This window comes from Fervidicella metallireducens AeB (assembly GCF_000601455.1).
Classification (GTDB): domain Bacteria; phylum Bacillota; class Clostridia; order Clostridiales; family Caloramatoraceae; genus Fervidicella; species Fervidicella metallireducens.
The window spans coordinates 25,211-43,139 of record NZ_AZQP01000023.1 but is presented as its reverse complement, the minus strand read 5'-3'; the positions used below and the strand labels follow the sequence as shown (position 1 = coordinate 43,139).

Here is a 17,929-nt window from a genome sequence, read left to right as displayed (position 1 = left end):
AAACAAATGAAGGTAATACTAACATCACTTAATTCAAAATATGTTCATTCAAATCTTGCAATAAGGTATTTAAAGGAGTATTGCAGTGAATACTATGAAGGGATAGAGCTGACGATAAAGGAATACACAATAAACGATAATCTGATGGATGTATCCATGGAACTATTAATAGAAAATCCCGATGTTATTGTATTTTCATGTTACATATGGAATATAGAACAGACACTAAAGATTTGCAGTACACTAAAAGAAATTAATGGCAGTTTAAGAATTATACTTGGAGGGCCAGAGGTGTCCTACGATAGTGAAGATATTATGAAAAAAAATAGTTTTATTGATTTTATCATACAGGGAGAAGGAGAGGTAACACTGGCAGAAACACTTAAAGTACTTAAAAATAATGGGCGTAATTTAAATATAGAAGGATTAGTATACAGAGATAAGAAAGATGTAATTGTCAATCCTCCTAGAGAATTGATACAGGACTTAAATATTATACCTTTTCCCTATAGAAACGAAATACCAGATAAAATAGTTTATTACGAGGCATCTAGAGGATGTCCTTTTAATTGTGCCTATTGCTTATCTTCAACAATAAAAGGGGTAAGATATTTTGATATTAATAGGGTAAAGAAAGACTTAAAACATTTTGTTGATAATAAGGTAAGACTAGTAAAATTTGTAGATAGAACCTTTAACTCTAATAAAAAATTCGCAACAGAAATATTGGAGTTTTTAATTAAAAATAAAGATGAAACTAAATTTCACTTTGAAATTGCTGCAGATATACTGGATGATGAAATGTTAAAACTATTATCTACAGCTCCAGAGGACCTGTTTCAGTTTGAGGTTGGGGTGCAGACAACTAATCCAGAGGTTCTAAAGAATATAAATAGAATTATGAATTTTGAAAAAATTAAAGAAAATATTTCAAAAATTAAGGAGTTTGGTAATATTCATTGTCACCTTGATTTAATTGCAGGTTTGCCTGGTGAAAGTTTTGATTCCTTTAAAAAATCCTTTGATATGTGCATGGAAATTAAGCCAGATGTATTGCAGCTAGGTTTTTTGAAGGTACTAAAGGGATGTAAAATATATTACGATAAAGAATTATATGGTATAAAAAATATAAATTTTCCTCCGTATCAAGTTTTATGTACAGAAGCCATTTCACTAGATGAAATGGATAAGCTCCTTAAATTTGAGGAGGTTTTTGAATCATACTATAACAGTGGGATTTTTAAAATTACTATGGATTATATGTTGTCATTTACAGAGTCGAAATTCGATATTTTATTTGAATTTTATGAATATTTATACTGCAATGGTTATTTTAAAAGAAAATTTGATTTAAGGGATAGATTTAAATTTTTGTTTGATTTTGCAAAAGAAAAATATGATAATGAAATTTTGAAGGATTTAATGCTTCATGATTTTTTAATTAACACAAAAAAATCATCTGTTCCTATTTTTCTAAAAAGGCAGGAATCACCAGATTTAAAGGAAATAGTAGGCTGCCAAAAGGAAAATGTAAAAGACCATTTAAAGCAGGAAAATACTAAAAAAATTGCATATTTTAATGTTAATTACAAAGTAAAGAAAAGTACAAATGGGTATGATGTAGTAAAAGATGAAGCAGTAATGGCTCTGAATCTTGAAAATGGAGATTACACGTATATCTGATTTCAAATGTTATATAATTTTGAAATTTAGGCTATACAAAATAAAAAATTTTAGGTATAATTTTCGCATAGCATGACAAATTGTGCAAATTTTTTTAAATTATTTTCATAATACTATTAAGTTTTATTAACATCTGTAGTATAATAATTATAATCTGTTATGTATAATCAAACATCATTATTAAGAAGGTGGTGATACCTTGGCATTGGATGTAGTAAAGCAACTTATTGACATTGAAAGAGAGGGGGAAGATCTAGTAAAAAAGGCAAATGCTTTAGCAATTGAAATTCAAAAAACAGCTAAAGAGCAGGCAGAACAGATAATACAAGAGGCTAAGAAAAAATCTGAGGAGTATTATGTAAGTACGCTTCAAAAATACGAAGAAGAAGCAAAAGTCGAATCAATGCCTATAATTGAAAACAACAAAAAGGAGATTGAAAGACTTAAGAATATTCCTGAGGATTTACTTGCTAGATCTGTTAATATGGTTATTGAGAGGATAGTGAACAGCATGGCAATTGTTAAAATGAATAGACTAGTTTTGGCAGCTCCTATTGACCAGAGGGATGAAATTCTAGATCTGCTCCAGGAAAAACAATGTGTACAGTTGATAGATTTAAAGGAAAAATTCCAAGAGGTTGAAGGAGTAGGGTTTTTTTCAGAAGCTAAAACTCTCAGCCAAACAGAAATGGATTATAATCATATAAAATTTGCATACGAGTTTTTAAAACAATACGATACTGTTAAGGAAGGACTTTTTACAAAAAGGGATATATTATCAAAGAAACAGTTTGATAACCTTGAGAGCCTTATTGATTGGAAGGATATATATTTCCAATGTAAAGAAATAGAAGAAGAGTTGAATCACAACAAAAATAAAAAGGCAAAGATGGTTTCACTATTAGAGCAATATGGACAGTGGAGCAGTCTTGATGTTTGTGATGATGAATTAGCTAAACTAAAAAATGTAGCTTACTTCATAGGTACAATTGGTAAAAAATATGAAGCACAACTATATGAAACCTTAACAGAAAAGTTCAAGGATATATATCTGGAAAAGATAGCTGAAAAACAGCAGGATGTTAATATTATCATTCTGTCACATATTGACAATAAAAATGAAATTGCTGACATTTTAAAAACCTATGGTTTTGTGAGGATTAGTTTAGAACTGAACAAAACTCCTGTCAAACAAATGGAGGAGCTAAGGCTGGAAATAGATGCCCTAGATAGCGAAGCAGAGGAGTTTAAATCAAGGGCTTCAGGACTGGCTGCCAATACTAAGGATATAGAAAAAATTTATGACTATATACTGACTAAGGTTGAAAGGGAAAGAGCAATTTCAAACCTTGTTAAAACTAAAAAATCATTTATTCTTGAAGGCTGGATAACAGAAGAAAATAAAAATAAGCTGGCTAAAGCTATTGAGAACAGGTTTAAGGATGTATATTTTTCATTTGAAGAGCCTGTGGAGGATGAAAATCCACCAATAGTACTTAAAAATAACGTTATTGCAGAACCATTTGAGGTTGTTACCTCAATGTATGCTTTACCAACACCAAAGGAGGTAGATCCTACACCATTACTGACTCCATTCTTCCTTATATTCTTTGGAATGATGGCAGCAGATATAGGATATGGATTAGTTCTGTTTATTCTTACCTTCTTTGCACTTAAGAAAATGGACCTTGAGGGAGATTTAAGGAAAATTGTAAAACTTGTTATGTATTGTAGTATTCCAACAATATTCTTCGGCTGGATGTATGGGGGCTTCTTTGGAGGCATTATTCCTATAAAGCCGCTGTGGATTGACCCGGTACAGGAGCCAATGCAGGTTCTGGTTGCTTCAATAGCCCTTGGGTTAGTTCACTTATATGTTGGACTTGGAGTAAAGGCATACCAGTTAATTAAATCAGGTAAGATTTTAGATGCCTTCTTTGACGTAGGATCATGGTATATGCTTTTATCAGGAGCAATCTGGATGTTCTTAGGTGGCGGAAGTGCAGCAAAGATATTGGCAATAGCTGGTGCAGCCATTATTCTGTTAACAGCTGGAAGAGAAAATAAGAGCATTGTTGGGAAATTCTTTGGTGGAGTCTATGGACTTTACGGAGTTACTGGATACATTGGAGATGCGCTATCCTATGCAAGACTTTTAGCATTAGGGCTTGCATCAGGTCTTATAGGATGGTCATTTAATCTTCTTATAGGACTGTTCTCAGGACCAGTGGTTTATATAGCAGGGCCAATTATATTCCTTGCAGGACATACATTTAACCTTGCAATAGGAACCCTTGGTACCTTTGTTCATACAAGTAGATTACAATATCTTGAATTCTTTGGTAAATTTTATGAGGGTGGAGGTAAAACCTTCCAACCATTAAAAATAAGCAATAAATTTATAAAGGTAAATACTGAAGTTTAAGGAGGATTTTAAAATGGACGTAAAAATTACATTTATTGATTTCTTAACAAAGTTTGGTGGCCCAATAATGGCTATTTTAGGGGCAGCATTAGCAGCTTTATTTGCAGGTATAGGTTCAGCAAGGGGAGTTGGAATAGTTGGTGAGTCAGCATCAGGACTCATTGCAGAAGATCCAGAAAAATTTGGTAAATCACTTATCCTACAGGTACTTCCAGGTACGCAAGGATTTTACGGTTTCATTACAGCCTTAATAATCCTTCAAAGAATAGGATTATTCTCAGGTAACATGAACATTCCACTAGAAAAAGGATTCTTATTATTAGCAGCAGCTTTACCAATGGCATTCGTTGGATATTCATCAGCTATTGCACAAGGAAAGGCAGCAGCTGCAGGTATACAAATACTTGCTAAGAAACCAGAAAAGTTCTTTAACGGAGTTATCTATGCGGTAATGGTTGAAACATATGCTGTTATAGCACTTATTACATCAATCATTATGATAGTTAAAGTTGTTTAGTATTGGGGAGTGACGAGATGGCTGTCATTGATAATTTAAAAAATAGACTTTTAAACGATGATAGGGCAAAGGCTAATGAAATAGAGAAAGAAGCTAAAACAAAGGCTGATGAGATTCTCAATGCTGCAAAGAATAAAGCGGAAACTATTTTTGAGGAAATGAAAGCTAAGGCTGAGAAGGATGGTAAAGAGAGAAAAGAAAGACTGATTGCCAGGGCTCAGCTGGAAGCAAGAAACCAATTATTATCTTCAAAACAGGAAGCTATTGATAAGGTTCTTGAAGCAGCAAAAAATAAACTGGAAAATATGAGCTCTGAGGATTATTCAAGCTTTATAGAATGTATGTTATTAAACAATATAGAAACAGGTGATGAGGAAGTTATCCTCTCACAAAAGGATAAAGCAAGGATTAATCCGGATGTTGTTGAAAATGTTAACAGAAAACTTGTTTCTAATGGAAAAAAAGGTCAGATAAAACTAGTTGATGAAGTTAGAAACATTCAATCTGGATTTATATTAAAAAAGGGTGGTCTAGAAATCAACTGTTCAATAGACTCACAAATTAGAATACTTAGAGATAGCCTTGAAGGAGAAATAGCAAATCTTCTTTTTGAAGGTAGGTAACCTCATAAGGAGGGTGAGTAATGGATAACACTATTTTTGCACAGAGTATTGCTCGTATTAGATTTAAAGAAACAAAGATGCTGGATAGAACAAAGCTGGAGGCTTTAGTTGAATCAGCCGGATTTGCTGATTCACTTAGAATGCTTCAAGACTCTGAATATGCAGAGTATTTAAATAAGCCTTCATATGAAGAAGGACTCAAAGAATCCCTTGAAAGTTTTTATAAAGAGATGTATAAATTAACACCAGTAAAAGAAATTGTTGATGTTCTTGCAGTAAGATACGATGGCCACAATATAAAAAGTTTAATAAAGGGTAAGTTTTCAGGAATAGATACCTATAATATCTTGGTGGATGCAGGTACAATACCGGTAGAAAGCCTTAAAGTCATGATTAAAGAAGAAAGTTTCAGAGATATTCCAATGACATTAAGGAAATATGTTGAAAAGGCTATTGAAAGTTATAAAAATCATCAGGACCCACAGGAGATAGATATAATAATTGACAAGGGCGTATATGAATACATGCTGGAGATAGCTTCAAACAGCAAACTGGATTACCTGGTAAAGATAACAAAAACAATGATAGATGTTATTAATATTAAATCCTTTATAAGGATTAAACTACAGGACAAAGATAGAGAATTTTTACAGAAGATTTTTATCAGGGGAGGAAAAATAGATATTGATTTATTTATCAATAACCTAAATGACTCCTTAGATAACTTTGCAGGTAAAATCGCCCATACAGACCACTATAAGTGGGTAAAGGAAGGTATTGAAGAATTTGTTAAGACTAAAGATATAGGTAAACTTGAAAAGTTATCGGATAATTTCATGATTAATTATCTAAAAAATGCGAAGCTTGTAAGCTTTGGTCCTGAACCAATTGTAGCATATATAATTGCCAGGGAAACGGAAATAAAAGCTGTAAGGATAGTTTTAACAGGTAAGAAGAACAAGGTTTTACCCGACATTATAAGGGAAAGGCTGCGTGATTTGTATGTATAAAATAGGAGTTGTCGGTGAGAGAGATGCGGTAATAGCCTTTCTTGCACTTGGTTTACAGGTTAGGGCAGTTGAGACTCCTGAGGAAGCCATGAGGGCAGTAGATACAATGGCAAGGGAAGGAAATGGAGTTATTTTCGTTACAGAAACTACTGCTAAGGAAATAGAAGAAACTATTGAAAGATATAAAAATCAAATGCTTCCAGCAATCATCCTGATTCCAGGCAGCCAAGGCAGTCTTGGAATAGGACTTGCAAAGATTAAAGATAACGTTGAAAAGGCCGTTGGAGTTGATATTTTATCAAAGAAGGAAGGTTGATAGCTTGAAGGGTAGTATTGTTAAGGTCTCAGGACCTCTGGTTATAGCAGAGAAAATGGGACATGCAAAAATGTTTGATATGGTTAAAGTTGGACATAAAAAGCTCATAGGCGAAATAATTGAAATGAGAGGCGACAGAGCTTCAATACAGGTTTATGAGGAAACTTCAGGTCTAGGACCAGGGGAGCCAGTAGAAACGACTGGAGAGCCTTTAAGTGTTGAATTAGGGCCAGGACTTATAGAAGCGATGTTTGACGGTATTCAAAGACCACTTGATGCAATAATGAGAATAGCAGGGGATTTCATAACAAGGGGAATTGAAGTACCTTCCTTGATAGAGAAAGGAAGTGGCTTTTTAAACCAGTTAAAAAGGTTGGAGATAAAGTTTTAGCTGGGGACACATTAGGTATCGTAAATGAAACAACACTTGTTGAGCATAGAATAATGGTTCCAGTTGGTATTGAGGGAGAAATAGTAGAAATTTATGAAGGTGAGTTTACAGTAGTTGATACTGTTGCAAAGGTTAAATTAAATGATGGTTATATAAAGGACCTTATGATGATGCAAAAGTGGCCTGTAAGACGTGGAAGACCATATAAGGGCAAAATTGCTCCAGAGGAACCTATGATTACAGGACAAAGAGTTATCGATACATTCTTCCCAGTTGCTAAGGGAGGAACTGCATGTGTTCCAGGACCATTCGGTTGTGGTAAAACAGTAGTTCAACATCAGCTTGCAAAATGGGCAGATGCTGAAATAGTTGTTTATATCGGATGTGGAGAACGTGGAAACGAAATGACAGACGTTCTTATGGAGTTCCCTGAACTTAAGGACCCTAAATCAGGTGAACCTTTAATGAAGAGAACAGTTCTTATAGCAAATACATCAAACATGCCTGTTGCTGCCCGTGAAGCATCAATATATACAGGTATAACAATAGCAGAATACTTCAGAGACATGGGATATTCAGTTGCACTTATGGCTGACTCAACGTCAAGATGGGCAGAGGCGCTTCGTGAAATGTCAGGACGTCTTGAAGAAATGCCTGGTGAAGAAGGATATCCAGCATACCTGACATCACGTGCTGCTGAGTTCTATGAAAGATCAGGTAAGGTTTATTGTTTAGGAAGCGAAGAAAGGGTAGGAGCACTTACAGCAATCGGTGCTGTATCACCTCCAGGAGGGGACCTTTCAGAACCAGTTACTCAGGCAACACTTAAAATAGTAAAAGTTTTCTGGGGACTTGATTCTTCACTGGCACAAAAGAGACATTTCCCAGCAATAAACTGGCTTTTAAGCTACTCATTGTACGTTAACAAGATTGCTCCTTATATTGAAAAGGAAAGAGGATTAAATGGCTGGGTTGAAATGACACAAAAAGCAATGGGTATACTTCAGGAAGAAGCAGAACTGGAAGAAATAGTAAGACTAGTAGGTATAGATGCACTATCAGAAAAGGATAGATTAACACTTGAAGCAGCTAAGTCATTGAGAGAAGATTATCTTCATCAGAATGCTTTCCATGAAGTTGACACATATGCTTCACTTGATAAGCAATACAAGATGTTGAAATTAATATTAGATTTTAATGATCTAGGACAAAAGGCTCTTGAGGCTGGAGTATATTTAAGCAAGCTATCAACTCTGCCAGTTAGAGAGAGAATAGCAAGAGCTAAGTATATTCCTGAAAGTGAAATGTATAAGTTAGATGAAATATCAGCAGCCCTCAAGTCAGAGATAGAAGCTTTAATGGAGGGAGGCCTTTTAAATGATTAAGGAATATAGAACTATAAGGGAAGTTGCAGGTCCACTTATGCTTGTTGATCAAGTGGAAGGTGCAATGTTTGACGAACTAGTTGAAATTGAAACACAAACAGGTGAAGTACGCCGTGGTAAGGTTCTTGAAATAAATGGGGATAAGGCTTTAATACAGCTTTTTGAGAGCTCAGCTGGTATAAACCTTGGAGATAGTAAAGTTAGATTTTTAGGAAAGACATTGGAGCTTGGTGTATCTATGGATATGCTTGGAAGAGTCTTTGATGGACTTGGAAGACCAAAGGATGGAGGTCCAAAGATAATACCAGAAAAGAGACTTGATGTTAATGGTAACCCGTTAAATCCAGTTGCCAGAGATTATCCATCAGAGTTTATACAAACAGGTATTTCTGCAATAGATGGTCTTAACACGCTGGTTAGAGGACAAAAGCTTCCTATATTCTCAGGTTCAGGACTTCCACATGCCAACCTTGCAGCTCAGATTGCAAGACAGGCAAAGGTAAGAAGTGCCGATTCAAAGTTCGCCGTTGTCTTTGCAGCAATGGGTATAACTTTCGAAGAAGCAGACTTCTTTATATCAGACTTTAAGAAGACAGGAGCTATCGACAGAGCGGTTCTATTTATAAACCTTGCAAATGACCCAACAATTGAGAGAATTGCAACGCCAAGAATGGCACTTACATGTGCAGAGTACCTTGCATATGAAAAGGGAATGCACGTTCTAGTTATAATGACAGACATGACAAACTATGCTGAAGCACTAAGAGAAGTATCAGCAGCAAGAAAAGAAGTACCAGGAAGACGTGGTTACCCAGGATACCTATATACTGACCTTTCAACATTATACGAAAGAGCAGGAAGAATTAAGGGCAAGGAAGGTTCAATAACACAGATTCCAATCCTTACAATGCCTGAAGATGATAAAACTCACCCAATACCAGACCTTACAGGATATATTACAGAAGGACAGATAATATTAAGCAGACAGCTTTATAGAAGTGGGGTTATGCCTCCAATAGACGTTCTTCCTTCATTGTCAAGACTTAAGGATAAGGGTATAGGAAGAGGTAAAACAAGGGAAGACCATGCAGATACAATGAACCAGCTCTTTGCAGCTTATGCACAAGGCAAGCAGGCAAAGGAACTGGCAGTTATCCTTGGAGAATCAGCATTATCAGATACAGATAAGCTCTATGCAAAATTTGCAGATCAATTTGAAAAGATATATGTATCACAGGGAGAATATACTGATAGAACCATAGAAGAAACCTTGGAAATAGGCTGGAAACTCCTTGCTATACTTCCAAAGAGCGAGCTTAAGAGAATAAGAGATGAATATATAGAAAAATACCTTCCAAAAGAAGGGGTTGAATAAAAATGAAGCTTAACGTAAACCCTACCAGAATGGAGCTTACCCGACTTAAAACAAGGCTTAAGGTTGCGGTAAGAGGACATAAGCTTTTAAAGGATAAACAGGACGAGTTAATGAAAAAATTCATTGATCTTGTTAGAAAAAATGACGAATTAAGAAGAGCAGTAGAGGACGAATTGACAGAGAGCTTAAAGGACTTTATGATGGCAAAGGCAGTAATGGGAACAGAAATGCTTGAAGAAGCTATCATAATGCCAACTGAAAAGATAAGCTTAAACGTTTCTAAGAAGAATATTATGAGCGTTAACGTTCCAGTTATGGAATTCGTAAGGGAAGGAAAAGAGGGTGCAAGCATTTACCCATATGGTTTTGCTCAAACCTCAGCAGAACTTGACGGAGCCATCAAAAAGCTTCACAACGTTCTTCCACAACTTCTACAGCTTGCAGAAGTAGAAAAGTCCTGCCAGCTAATGGCTGACGAAATCGAAAAAACAAGACGTAGAGTTAATGCCCTTGAATACGTAATGATACCTCAATTCAAAGAAACAATTAAGTACATCACAATGAAGCTTGAGGAAAACGAAAGAGGAACATTAACAAGACTTATGAAAGTTAAATCAATGATACAAAAATAAAATAATCCCTGGGAGAATCCCCAGGGATTATTTTCACATAAAGAGGATGAAAAATATTAAAAGAATAAGTATAATAATAGTAATTAAAAGAGAGAATAGGGAACTTAGAACGCATAGGTTCGATTAATAAGTATATAAAGGGGTGAGTGCAATGGCATTAGCTAAAAGTTCATTCATATCTATAGAAGAATTCTATAAAATGAGAGATAACAGTGAAAGTTTATTGGAATATATAGATGGAGTTGTATATATGACACCTTCACCATCTACAAAGCATCAAAGGGTTTCAAGTAGGCTTCAAATAAAACTTGGACTATTTGTAGAGGGAACATCATGTGAGGTGTTTGGTGCTCCCTATGATATAGAATTAAAAAGAGAAGATATTGAAGGAACTAAAATAGTTATACCGGACATAAGTGTGATATGTGACAAAAGTGGTTTTACAGAAGCTAAATATATAGGTGTTCCAGCACTTATTGTAGAAATACTTAGTCCATCTAATCAGTCACATGACTTAATAACTAAGCTTAACCTTTATATGAAATACGGTGTAAAGGAGTATTGGATAGTAAATCCAATGCTTGAATCTGTAACAGTATATACATTAAATGATGAAGAGATGTATGAACAATATGATATGAAAGCAATTAGAGGAGAAGTTAAATCTAAGATATTAGATGGATTTAGTATAGATTTAGAATATATTTATAAATAATAGTGGCGACCATATAATGGAAATTATATATATTTATAGTGGGTATCAAATATACAATAGGTACAAGATAATATTAATCGATTGTCATTTGTAATATCCTTGGTATTTTAAGCTTGTAAAAAACATTAACTACAAACATAGCATAATTTATAGTAAAATATATATAAAGGACACTAAGGAGATGATGAAATGGATAACGAAAAGCTATTTGAATTTATGGAAAAAATGTATTCAGAAATGCAGCAGGGGTTTAAAGGTGTAAACGAAAGATTAGACAGAGTAGAGGAAAGATTAGACAGAGTAGAGGGAAGATTAGATAGAGTAGAGGAAAGATTAGACAAAGTAGAAGAAAGACTAGACAGAGTAGAAGAAAGACTAGACAGAGTAGAGGAAAGACTTGATAAGATTGAAGAAGGACAATTATTATTGGAAAAAGAAGTGGCAAAAAATACAATTAGAATCGAAGCTATAGAAAATAAAATAGAGGAGATGGCTGAGATACAGGAAAGCCATTATGAGCAAAATCAAAGACAATTTGAAGAACATACAAAATTAGTCGAGGATAGATTTAATGTGATAGAAAATGTTGTTCATGTTATTTCAAAGGATGTAAAGGAAATTAAAAACGAACTTAGTGAAGTGGAAATTGTAACTAAACAAAATACTTATGATATTAGTTACCTCAAAGCAACAAGAACAATTAAAGGTTAAATAATACAGATAAATTTTATCAACCGCCCTCCAGGTGTGGAAGAAGGCTTAAACTATCATTGTCTTTTAATTTAGTATTAAAGGGAACATTACTTCCGTTGACGATGCAAACAAAAACATCTTTCTTAGGAATGTTAAGCCTTCTTAAAACATCTTCACAGGAAACCCCTTCAGGTAGGGTTAAAGTGGTTTCGGTTATAAATTTTTCAAGAAATGAAAATGCCTTAACTGTAATTTTAATCATATAATCAACTCTTTTCTTTTGGTTTACAAAGCAATCAAATATCTTTTACTTATTTCCACAGATTTTACAGTTTGGATTTTGCTTCAACTCAAAACATTCAAAGATATCATTAAATAAATCAAGATAAATAAACTTATCCGATGGCTTATCAATAAGATATCTTATAGCCAGATTTGCCTCTATTGAACCTATTGAGGCAGTTATGGCATTTATTATACCTGATGTTTTTGCAGTATAACCTTCATTGGTCTTAAAGTCAGAGAGACAGTTTAAACAAGGAGTTTTAAAAGGTATTATAGTAGTAGCCATACCACAGCTGCCAGCAACACCACCATAAATCCATGGTTTATTATTTGCTATACAGTAAGTATTTATAACCTGCCTTGTTTGAAAGTTGTCAGTTGCGTCTAAAATAATATCACAGTCCTCTGCATAAATAGATATATTATCAGCTGAAATTTTATCTACATAACCCTCAATAATCACCTCAGAATTTATAACGTCCAACTTTTCAAAAGCAGCATGAACCTTATATTTTCCAACATCATTCTCATCAAATAACATCTGGCGCTGCAAGTTTGTTAACTCTACCGTGTCATCATCTACAAAGATGATGTGGCCTATGCCAGAGCGGCAAAGAGAATTTAAGATTGTAGTTCCAAGGGCACCACAGCCAATGACACAGACCTTTGATTTGCTTATTTTCTCTTGACCAGCTTTACCAATACCTTCATAGGCAATTTGCCTGTCATATCTTTCTAACATCTAAACCACCCCTTATTTCAGGATTCTGGATATCAGCCATTTCCACATTCAAAGCTCTCACCACGAAGTATCTCTACACCATGCTTTAATACAGGAAGAATAACTTCCAGATGTTCCTTAACAGCCTTTTCACTGCCAGGAAGGTTTATAATTATAGTATTTCCTCTGATGCCAGCAATTCCCCTTGAGAGCATAGCCTTTGGTGTAATCTGAAGAGACTTCATCCTCATAGCTTCAGGAATCCCTGGTATCAACCTCTCTACAACATCAGTTGTAGCCTCTGGGGTGACATCTCTTTTTGAAAAACCTGTCCCACCAGTTGTAAAAACCATATGTAAATCCTTTTCGCACATTCGAATAATTTCTTGGGAAATAATTTCTCTCTCATCTGGGATGATAACATAATCAACAACTTCACATCCTATTTTCCAAAGCAACTCCTTTATTTTGGGTCCTGAAGTGTCAGTGCGTAAACCAAGTGAACCTTTATCGCTTACAGTAATAATTCCAGCCTTCAAGATATCTCCTCCCTTAAAATAATTATATCACTGAGATAAAAGTGAATCATCTGTTATTTACAAAAAATGGTGTTATAATATAAGTATAACTTATTAGGGAGGAATTTTCCATGTTAAAGGTTATAACTTTAGAGGAATTTATAAAATTAATTGAGAATATAAAGGAATTACAGGAATTACAGGAAGAAATAATTGATATAGATAGAATATATAATAGAGTTTTAAGTAAAGATATAATATCACCTTGCGATTTACCAGGTTTTAATCGTTCTTCCGTTGATGGATATGCTGTAAAGGCAAATGATACATATCTATGCAGTGATAGTATGCCATCTGTTCTAAAACTTTTAGGAGAAGTTAAAATTGGTGAAATCCCTCCCTTTGTAATTTCAGAGGGTGAAGCTGTTTACATTCCAACGGGAGGAATGTTGCCTAGCGGTGCAGATGCAGTTGTTATGATTGAGGACAGCGAAGATGCATTTAATGAAGTTTTAATAAACAAGCCGGTAGCTAAGGGAGAAAACCTTGTGATGTCAGATGAGGATGTTGTAAAGAATGAGGTTCTATTAAAAAAAGGAACTACAATAAAACCACACCATATAGGAGTACTTGCAGGTATTGGAGTAACTGAAGTCTGTGTTAAAGAAAAAATAAAGATAGGGATTGTATCAACAGGGGACGAGCTGGTGTCACCATATAGCAGCTGTCCTGTACCTAAAGTCAGGGATATAAATGGTTTTTACTTAAAATCAGCAGTTGAGGAGGATGGTTGTGAAGGAAGGTATTACGGAATAGTTTCTGACAATAAGGAAAAATTAAATGAAGTTGTTAAAGTGGCATTAAATGAAAATAATATAGTACTAATATCTGGGGGAAGTTCAGCTGGGAATAAGGATTTTACCATAGATATAATGGAAAGACATGGGAAAGTGTTGTTTCATGGATTAGCAATAAAGCCAGGTAAGCCAACCCTTATGTCAGAGTGTAATGGGAAGTATATAATTGGACTTCCAGGACATCCCCTTTCATGTGCTGTTGTATATAAATTTATTGTAAAGAAAATCCTTGACAAAATGTACGGAAGAATAACAGATGATATAAATACTGAAGGCACAATGGGTGTTAATTATCACAAGGCAAGGGGCAGAGAGGAGTATTTACCTGTAAAGATTGAAGAAGGGGTTATATATCCTTTATATGCTAAATCTTCGGCAATCAGTGTTTTATCAAAAGCAGATGGTTTTATAAAACTGCCAAGGGATTGTGAAGGAATAGAAAAAGGAGAAAAAATAATTGTAATGAGGTGAAAGTATGGGGATATTTTTAAACAATATTTCCTTAGAAGAAGCAAAAAAAATAATTGAAGAAGGCTGCAGAACACTTGAATTGAAAAATGAGGAGATAGATACCAGATTTTCCTTAGGAAGAACAACATATGAACCCCATTTTGCAATGATTTCATCACCCCATTTTACAGCTTCAGCAATGGATGGAATAGCAGTAAATTATCTTCACACGTTAGAAGCGGATATTACAAAACCAGTGTTTTTGGAAAATAGTAAATATGAAGTTGTTGATACTGGGGATTTGGTAAGGGATGATTTTGATGCTGTCATAATGGTTGAGGATATAGAAGAGGTTGAGGGGGGAGTAGTAATAAGAAAGCCTGCTGTGCCATATCAAAACATAAGACCAATAGGAGAAGATATTGCAATGGGTACAATGGTTCTGCCATCTAAGCATAAAATCAGGGCAATAGACATATCCTCATTACTTGCGGCAGGAATAAATAAAGTTTCTGTTTATGAAAAAATAAGGGTTGGCATAATTCCAACAGGAGATGAACTTGTAAATGTATGGGAATCACCTGATAAGGGACAGTTAATTGATTATAATTCATGGACCTTTGCAGCTATGATTGAGGAATGGGGAGGTAATCCAATAAGATATGACATAGTAGGGGACAGTTATGAATTGATTAGGGATACCCTAAAAAGAGCTGTTAATGAATGTCATATGGTAATTTTAAATGCAGGATCTGCAAAGGGAAGGGGAGATTTTACAGAAGAGGTATTAAAATCCCTTGGGGAAGTTAAATTTCATGGGGTTTCAATAAAGCCAGGAAGGCCAGCCAGTTTTGCACTTATAAAAGATACACCTGTCTTTGGAGTCCCAGGATACCCTGTTTCAGCTTTCTTTGTTATGGATAATATTGTAAAGCATGCCTTTTTTAAAGTTAAAAATGAAAGCTTCAGGGAAAGAGAAAGGGTAGAGGCATATATTTCAAGGAAGGTAGTTTCATCCTTGAAAAATGATGAATTTTTAAGAGTAAAATTGGGAAAGGTTGGTCAAAAATTAGTAGCCAGTCCCCTAGGAAGAGGAGCAGGGGTAACTATGTCATTAACAAATGCTGACGGGGTTGTTAAGATTGACAAAAATCATGAGGGGATAGAAGCTGGAGAAAAGGTAATGGTTGAGATTTTAAAAAATAAAAGCAACATTGATAAAACCCTTGTTTCTATAGGAAGCCATGACATAGTAATGGATATTATTTCTGATATGATGAATATGGAGGGTTATGATTTAAGCTCAAGTCATGTTGGCAGTATGGGGGGAATAATGGCTTTAAAAAGAAATGAAGCCCACATAGCTCCTATTCATCTTTTGGGTGAAAATGGAATATATAATATTGATTATGTTAAGAGATATCTGGGGGATTATGTTATTTTAAAGCTGATTAAAAGGGTTCAAGGTTTTATGGTTCAAAAGGGGAATCCATTAAATATAAATAATTTTAAGGATTTAACAAGGATAAGATATGTAAATAGACAAAAAGGTTCAGGTACAAGACTTCTTTTAGATTATTTTCTTGAAAAGAACGAAGTTGATAAAAATGAAATTAATGGGTATACCAGAGAGGAATTAACACATTTAACTGTTGCTGCCCAGATAGCAGGTAAAAGTGGAGATTGTGGCTTGGGAGTTTTATCTGCTGCAATTTGTATGAATTTAGACTTTATTCCAATTGCTAATGAGGATTATGATATTGTTTTTCACAAGTCAATGCTGGAGGATGAGAGGTTTAAATGCTTTTATAAAATAATCACATCAAAGGGTTTTAAGGACAAGGTAATGAGTATTGGAGGATATGATTTAGAGGACACAGGTAAAATTATTTATGTTTAGGAGAGTGTATCATGAGGGATAGATATATGCGTAATATAGATTACGCAAGGATATCAGTAACCGACCTATGTAATTTAAGATGTATATATTGTATGCCGGAGGGATATATTGCAAAGAATTATAAATCACTTAATTTATCAGAGATAGATAATATAATTAATGCACTGGTTGGACTTGGAGTTAAAAAGATAAGGATAACTGGAGGAGAACCACTTCTAAGGGAGGATATTATAGAAATAATTTATGGCATCAGGAAATACAGTGAAATACAGGATATCGGGATTACAACTAATGGAACTTTATTGTCTGCATATGCCGAAAAACTTAAAGGGGCAGGGCTTAATAGAGTTAACGTAAGTCTAGATTCACTAAAGAAAGATGTATATAAAGTAATTACCGGAGGTAGTTTATCAGAGGTATTAAATGGTATAGAACATTGTATTGAACTTGGAATGAAAGTAAAGATAAATATGGTACCAATACGTGGTATTAACGATAACGAGATAATGGATTTTATAAATTTAACTGAAAATCAGGATATAGATGTAAGATTTATAGAACTGATGCCACTAGGTCCAGGTATAAATTATTTAGGTATGAGCTCAGATGTAATAAAGGGTTTGATTAAAAACTTAACCCCTGTAGGCAAAGAACAAAACAGTGGTGGACCATCGGAGGTTTATAGGATTACTGGGTATAAAGGAAGGGTTGGTTTTATCTCTCCTATATCCCACAGCTTTTGTGCTACATGTAACAGATTGAGAATAACATCTGACGGAAAGTTAAAGACATGCCTTCATAGCAGAGATGAAATCGATTTAGTCCCAGTTATCCATAATATTGAACTTTTAAAAAATAAAATCGCTGAGGGTATTTTAGAAAAGGAGAAGGAACATAGATTAAACATAGATAACATTAGTAACAGCATTAGAGAAATGGTTAGAATAGGGGGATGAAAATGGAACTAACACATTTTAATACTTCAGGAAGGGCAAAAATGGTTGATGTTGGAGATAAAAAAGATACTGAAAGATATGCCAAGGCATGCGGTTATATTGAAATGAAAAGAGAAACATTAAAGGCCATTACAGATGGGAAAGTAAAAAAGGGAGATGTACTGGCTGTTGCTCAGGTGGCTGGAATAATGGCTGCCAAGAAAACTTCAGAAATAATTCCAATGTGTCATAATATATCTCTTACAGGTTGTGATATAGACTTTGAGATAGATTTTACAAGCTGCAGGATATATATTATTTCAACTGTAAGAACTTTTGGAAAAACTGGGGTTGAAATGGAAGCATTAACTGCAGTTTCAGCAGCTGGCCTTACAATTTATGATATGTGTAAAGCAATTGAAAAGGATATGATAATTGGAGATATAAAACTTTTAGAGAAAAAAGGCGGAAAATCAGGAGAGTTTATAAGGGGGTAGA

At 34.5% G+C, this 17,929-nt stretch carries 17 protein-coding genes and 1 pseudogene; 15 read left to right on the top strand and 3 right to left on the bottom strand.

What is annotated here, in order from left to right; all coding sequences use genetic code 11:
• From Q428_RS08225 to Q428_RS08175, 11 genes and pseudogenes are all read left to right on the top strand, one after another.
• Positions 1-1,683, top strand: a 1,683-nt coding sequence (locus Q428_RS08225; RefSeq protein ID WP_152539095.1) for a B12-binding domain-containing radical SAM protein, incomplete at its 5' end; no start/stop codon positions are given.
• 199 nt (positions 1,684-1,882) lie between these two features.
• Positions 1,883-4,108 (top strand): V-type ATPase 116kDa subunit family protein, encoded by a 2,226-nt coding sequence (locus Q428_RS08220; protein ID WP_051515058.1) that lies wholly within the window; start codon positions 1,883-1,885, stop codon positions 4,106-4,108.
• Between the two features lie 13 nt (positions 4,109-4,121).
• Entirely contained in the window at positions 4,122-4,625 is a 504-nt protein-coding gene (locus Q428_RS08215; protein WP_035379921.1) for a V-type ATP synthase subunit K, read from the top strand.
• Positions 4,626-4,642: 17 nt separating this feature from the next.
• Entirely contained in the window at positions 4,643-5,248 is a 606-nt protein-coding gene (locus Q428_RS08210; protein ID WP_035379919.1) for a V-type ATP synthase subunit E, read from the top strand.
• A 20-nt stretch (positions 5,249-5,268) separates the two neighbouring features.
• Complete coding sequence (locus Q428_RS08205; protein WP_035379917.1) at positions 5,269-6,258, top strand: V-type ATP synthase subunit C; 990 nt, start codon at positions 5,269-5,271, stop codon at positions 6,256-6,258.
• Entirely contained in the window at positions 6,245-6,574 is a 330-nt protein-coding gene (locus Q428_RS08200) for a V-type ATP synthase subunit F (RefSeq protein ID WP_201769268.1), read from the top strand. Before Q428_RS08205 ends, Q428_RS08200 begins: the two co-directional genes overlap by 14 nt.
• 55 nt (positions 6,575-6,629) lie before the next feature.
• Positions 6,630-8,350 (top strand): annotated as a pseudogene (locus tag Q428_RS08195) (V-type ATP synthase subunit A).
• Positions 8,343-9,725, top strand: coding sequence for a V-type ATP synthase subunit B (locus Q428_RS08190; RefSeq protein ID WP_035379915.1), 1,383 nt, complete (start codon positions 8,343-8,345; stop codon positions 9,723-9,725). Before Q428_RS08195 ends, Q428_RS08190 begins: the two are co-directional and overlap by 8 nt.
• 2 nt (positions 9,726-9,727) lie before the next feature.
• Complete coding sequence (locus Q428_RS08185; RefSeq protein WP_035379913.1) at positions 9,728-10,357, top strand: V-type ATP synthase subunit D; 630 nt, start codon at positions 9,728-9,730, stop codon at positions 10,355-10,357.
• Positions 10,358-10,508: 151 nt separating this feature from the next.
• A complete protein-coding gene (locus Q428_RS08180; RefSeq protein WP_035379912.1) occupies positions 10,509-11,072 on the top strand; it encodes a Uma2 family endonuclease in 564 nt (187 codons plus the stop codon).
• Positions 11,073-11,261: 189 nt separating this feature from the next.
• On the top strand, positions 11,262-11,783 hold the full coding sequence (locus Q428_RS08175) for a hemolysin XhlA family protein (RefSeq protein WP_035379910.1): 522 nt from the start codon (positions 11,262-11,264) through the stop codon (positions 11,781-11,783).
• Between the two features lie 19 nt (positions 11,784-11,802).
• Here the strand turns inward: Q428_RS08175 and Q428_RS08170 are convergent, their stop codons facing one another.
• Genes Q428_RS08170 through Q428_RS08160 form a run of 3 tightly spaced genes read right to left on the bottom strand, consistent with a single transcriptional unit; the run spans position 11,803 to position 13,313 of the window.
• Positions 11,803-12,027 carry a MoaD/ThiS family protein gene (locus Q428_RS08170; protein WP_035379908.1) on the bottom strand — a complete coding sequence of 75 codons (225 nt, stop codon included), beginning with the start codon at positions 12,025-12,027 and terminating at the stop codon, positions 11,803-11,805.
• Positions 12,028-12,072: 45 nt separating this feature from the next.
• Positions 12,073-12,792: a HesA/MoeB/ThiF family protein gene (locus Q428_RS08165; RefSeq protein ID WP_051515057.1), complete on the bottom strand. Its 720-nt coding sequence runs from the start codon at positions 12,790-12,792 to the stop codon at positions 12,073-12,075.
• Between the two features lie 32 nt (positions 12,793-12,824).
• Positions 12,825-13,313: a MogA/MoaB family molybdenum cofactor biosynthesis protein gene (locus Q428_RS08160; RefSeq protein ID WP_035379907.1), complete on the bottom strand. Its 489-nt coding sequence runs from the start codon at positions 13,311-13,313 to the stop codon at positions 12,825-12,827.
• Positions 13,314-13,420: 107 nt separating this feature from the next.
• Here Q428_RS08160 and Q428_RS08155 point away from each other — a divergent pair, with 107 nt between their 5' ends.
• Genes Q428_RS08155 through moaC form a run of 4 tightly spaced genes read left to right on the top strand, consistent with a single transcriptional unit; the run spans position 13,421 to position 17,928 of the window.
• On the top strand, positions 13,421-14,617 hold the full coding sequence (locus Q428_RS08155) for a molybdenum cofactor synthesis domain-containing protein (RefSeq protein ID WP_035379905.1): 1,197 nt from the start codon (positions 13,421-13,423) through the stop codon (positions 14,615-14,617).
• 4 nt (positions 14,618-14,621) lie between these two features.
• Entirely contained in the window at positions 14,622-16,496 is a 1,875-nt protein-coding gene (locus Q428_RS08150) for a molybdopterin biosynthesis protein (protein ID WP_035379903.1), read from the top strand.
• Positions 16,497-16,507: 11 nt separating this feature from the next.
• Positions 16,508-17,452 carry a GTP 3',8-cyclase MoaA gene (moaA, locus tag Q428_RS08145; protein WP_035379901.1) on the top strand — a complete coding sequence of 315 codons (945 nt, stop codon included), beginning with the start codon at positions 16,508-16,510 and terminating at the stop codon, positions 17,450-17,452.
• A gap of 2 nt (positions 17,453-17,454) precedes the next feature.
• Positions 17,455-17,928, top strand: coding sequence for a cyclic pyranopterin monophosphate synthase MoaC (gene moaC / locus Q428_RS08140; RefSeq protein WP_035379900.1), 474 nt, complete (start codon positions 17,455-17,457; stop codon positions 17,926-17,928).
• Position 17,929 lies beyond the last annotated feature (1 nt).

Coding starts and splice junctions, on each gene's coding strand:
- Q428_RS08215 (WP_035379921.1), top strand. CDS start 4,122: ATGGACGTAAAAATTACATTTATTGATTTCTTAACAAAGTTTGGTGGC.
- Q428_RS08210 (WP_035379919.1), top strand. CDS start 4,643: ATGGCTGTCATTGATAATTTAAAAAATAGACTTTTAAACGATGATAGG.
- Q428_RS08205 (WP_035379917.1), top strand. CDS start 5,269: ATGGATAACACTATTTTTGCACAGAGTATTGCTCGTATTAGATTTAAA.
- Q428_RS08190 (WP_035379915.1), top strand. CDS start 8,343: ATGATTAAGGAATATAGAACTATAAGGGAAGTTGCAGGTCCACTTATG.
- Q428_RS08185 (WP_035379913.1), top strand. CDS start 9,728: ATGAAGCTTAACGTAAACCCTACCAGAATGGAGCTTACCCGACTTAAA.
- Q428_RS08180 (WP_035379912.1), top strand. CDS start 10,509: ATGGCATTAGCTAAAAGTTCATTCATATCTATAGAAGAATTCTATAAA.
- Q428_RS08175 (WP_035379910.1), top strand. CDS start 11,262: ATGGATAACGAAAAGCTATTTGAATTTATGGAAAAAATGTATTCAGAA.
- Q428_RS08170 (WP_035379908.1), bottom strand. CDS start 12,027: ATGATTAAAATTACAGTTAAGGCATTTTCATTTCTTGAAAAATTTATA.
- Q428_RS08165 (WP_051515057.1), bottom strand. CDS start 12,792: ATGTTAGAAAGATATGACAGGCAAATTGCCTATGAAGGTATTGGTAAA.
- Q428_RS08155 (WP_035379905.1), top strand. CDS start 13,421: ATGTTAAAGGTTATAACTTTAGAGGAATTTATAAAATTAATTGAGAAT.
- Q428_RS08150 (WP_035379903.1), top strand. CDS start 14,622: ATGGGGATATTTTTAAACAATATTTCCTTAGAAGAAGCAAAAAAAATA.
- moaA (WP_035379901.1), top strand. CDS start 16,508: ATGAGGGATAGATATATGCGTAATATAGATTACGCAAGGATATCAGTA.
- moaC (WP_035379900.1), top strand. CDS start 17,455: ATGGAACTAACACATTTTAATACTTCAGGAAGGGCAAAAATGGTTGAT.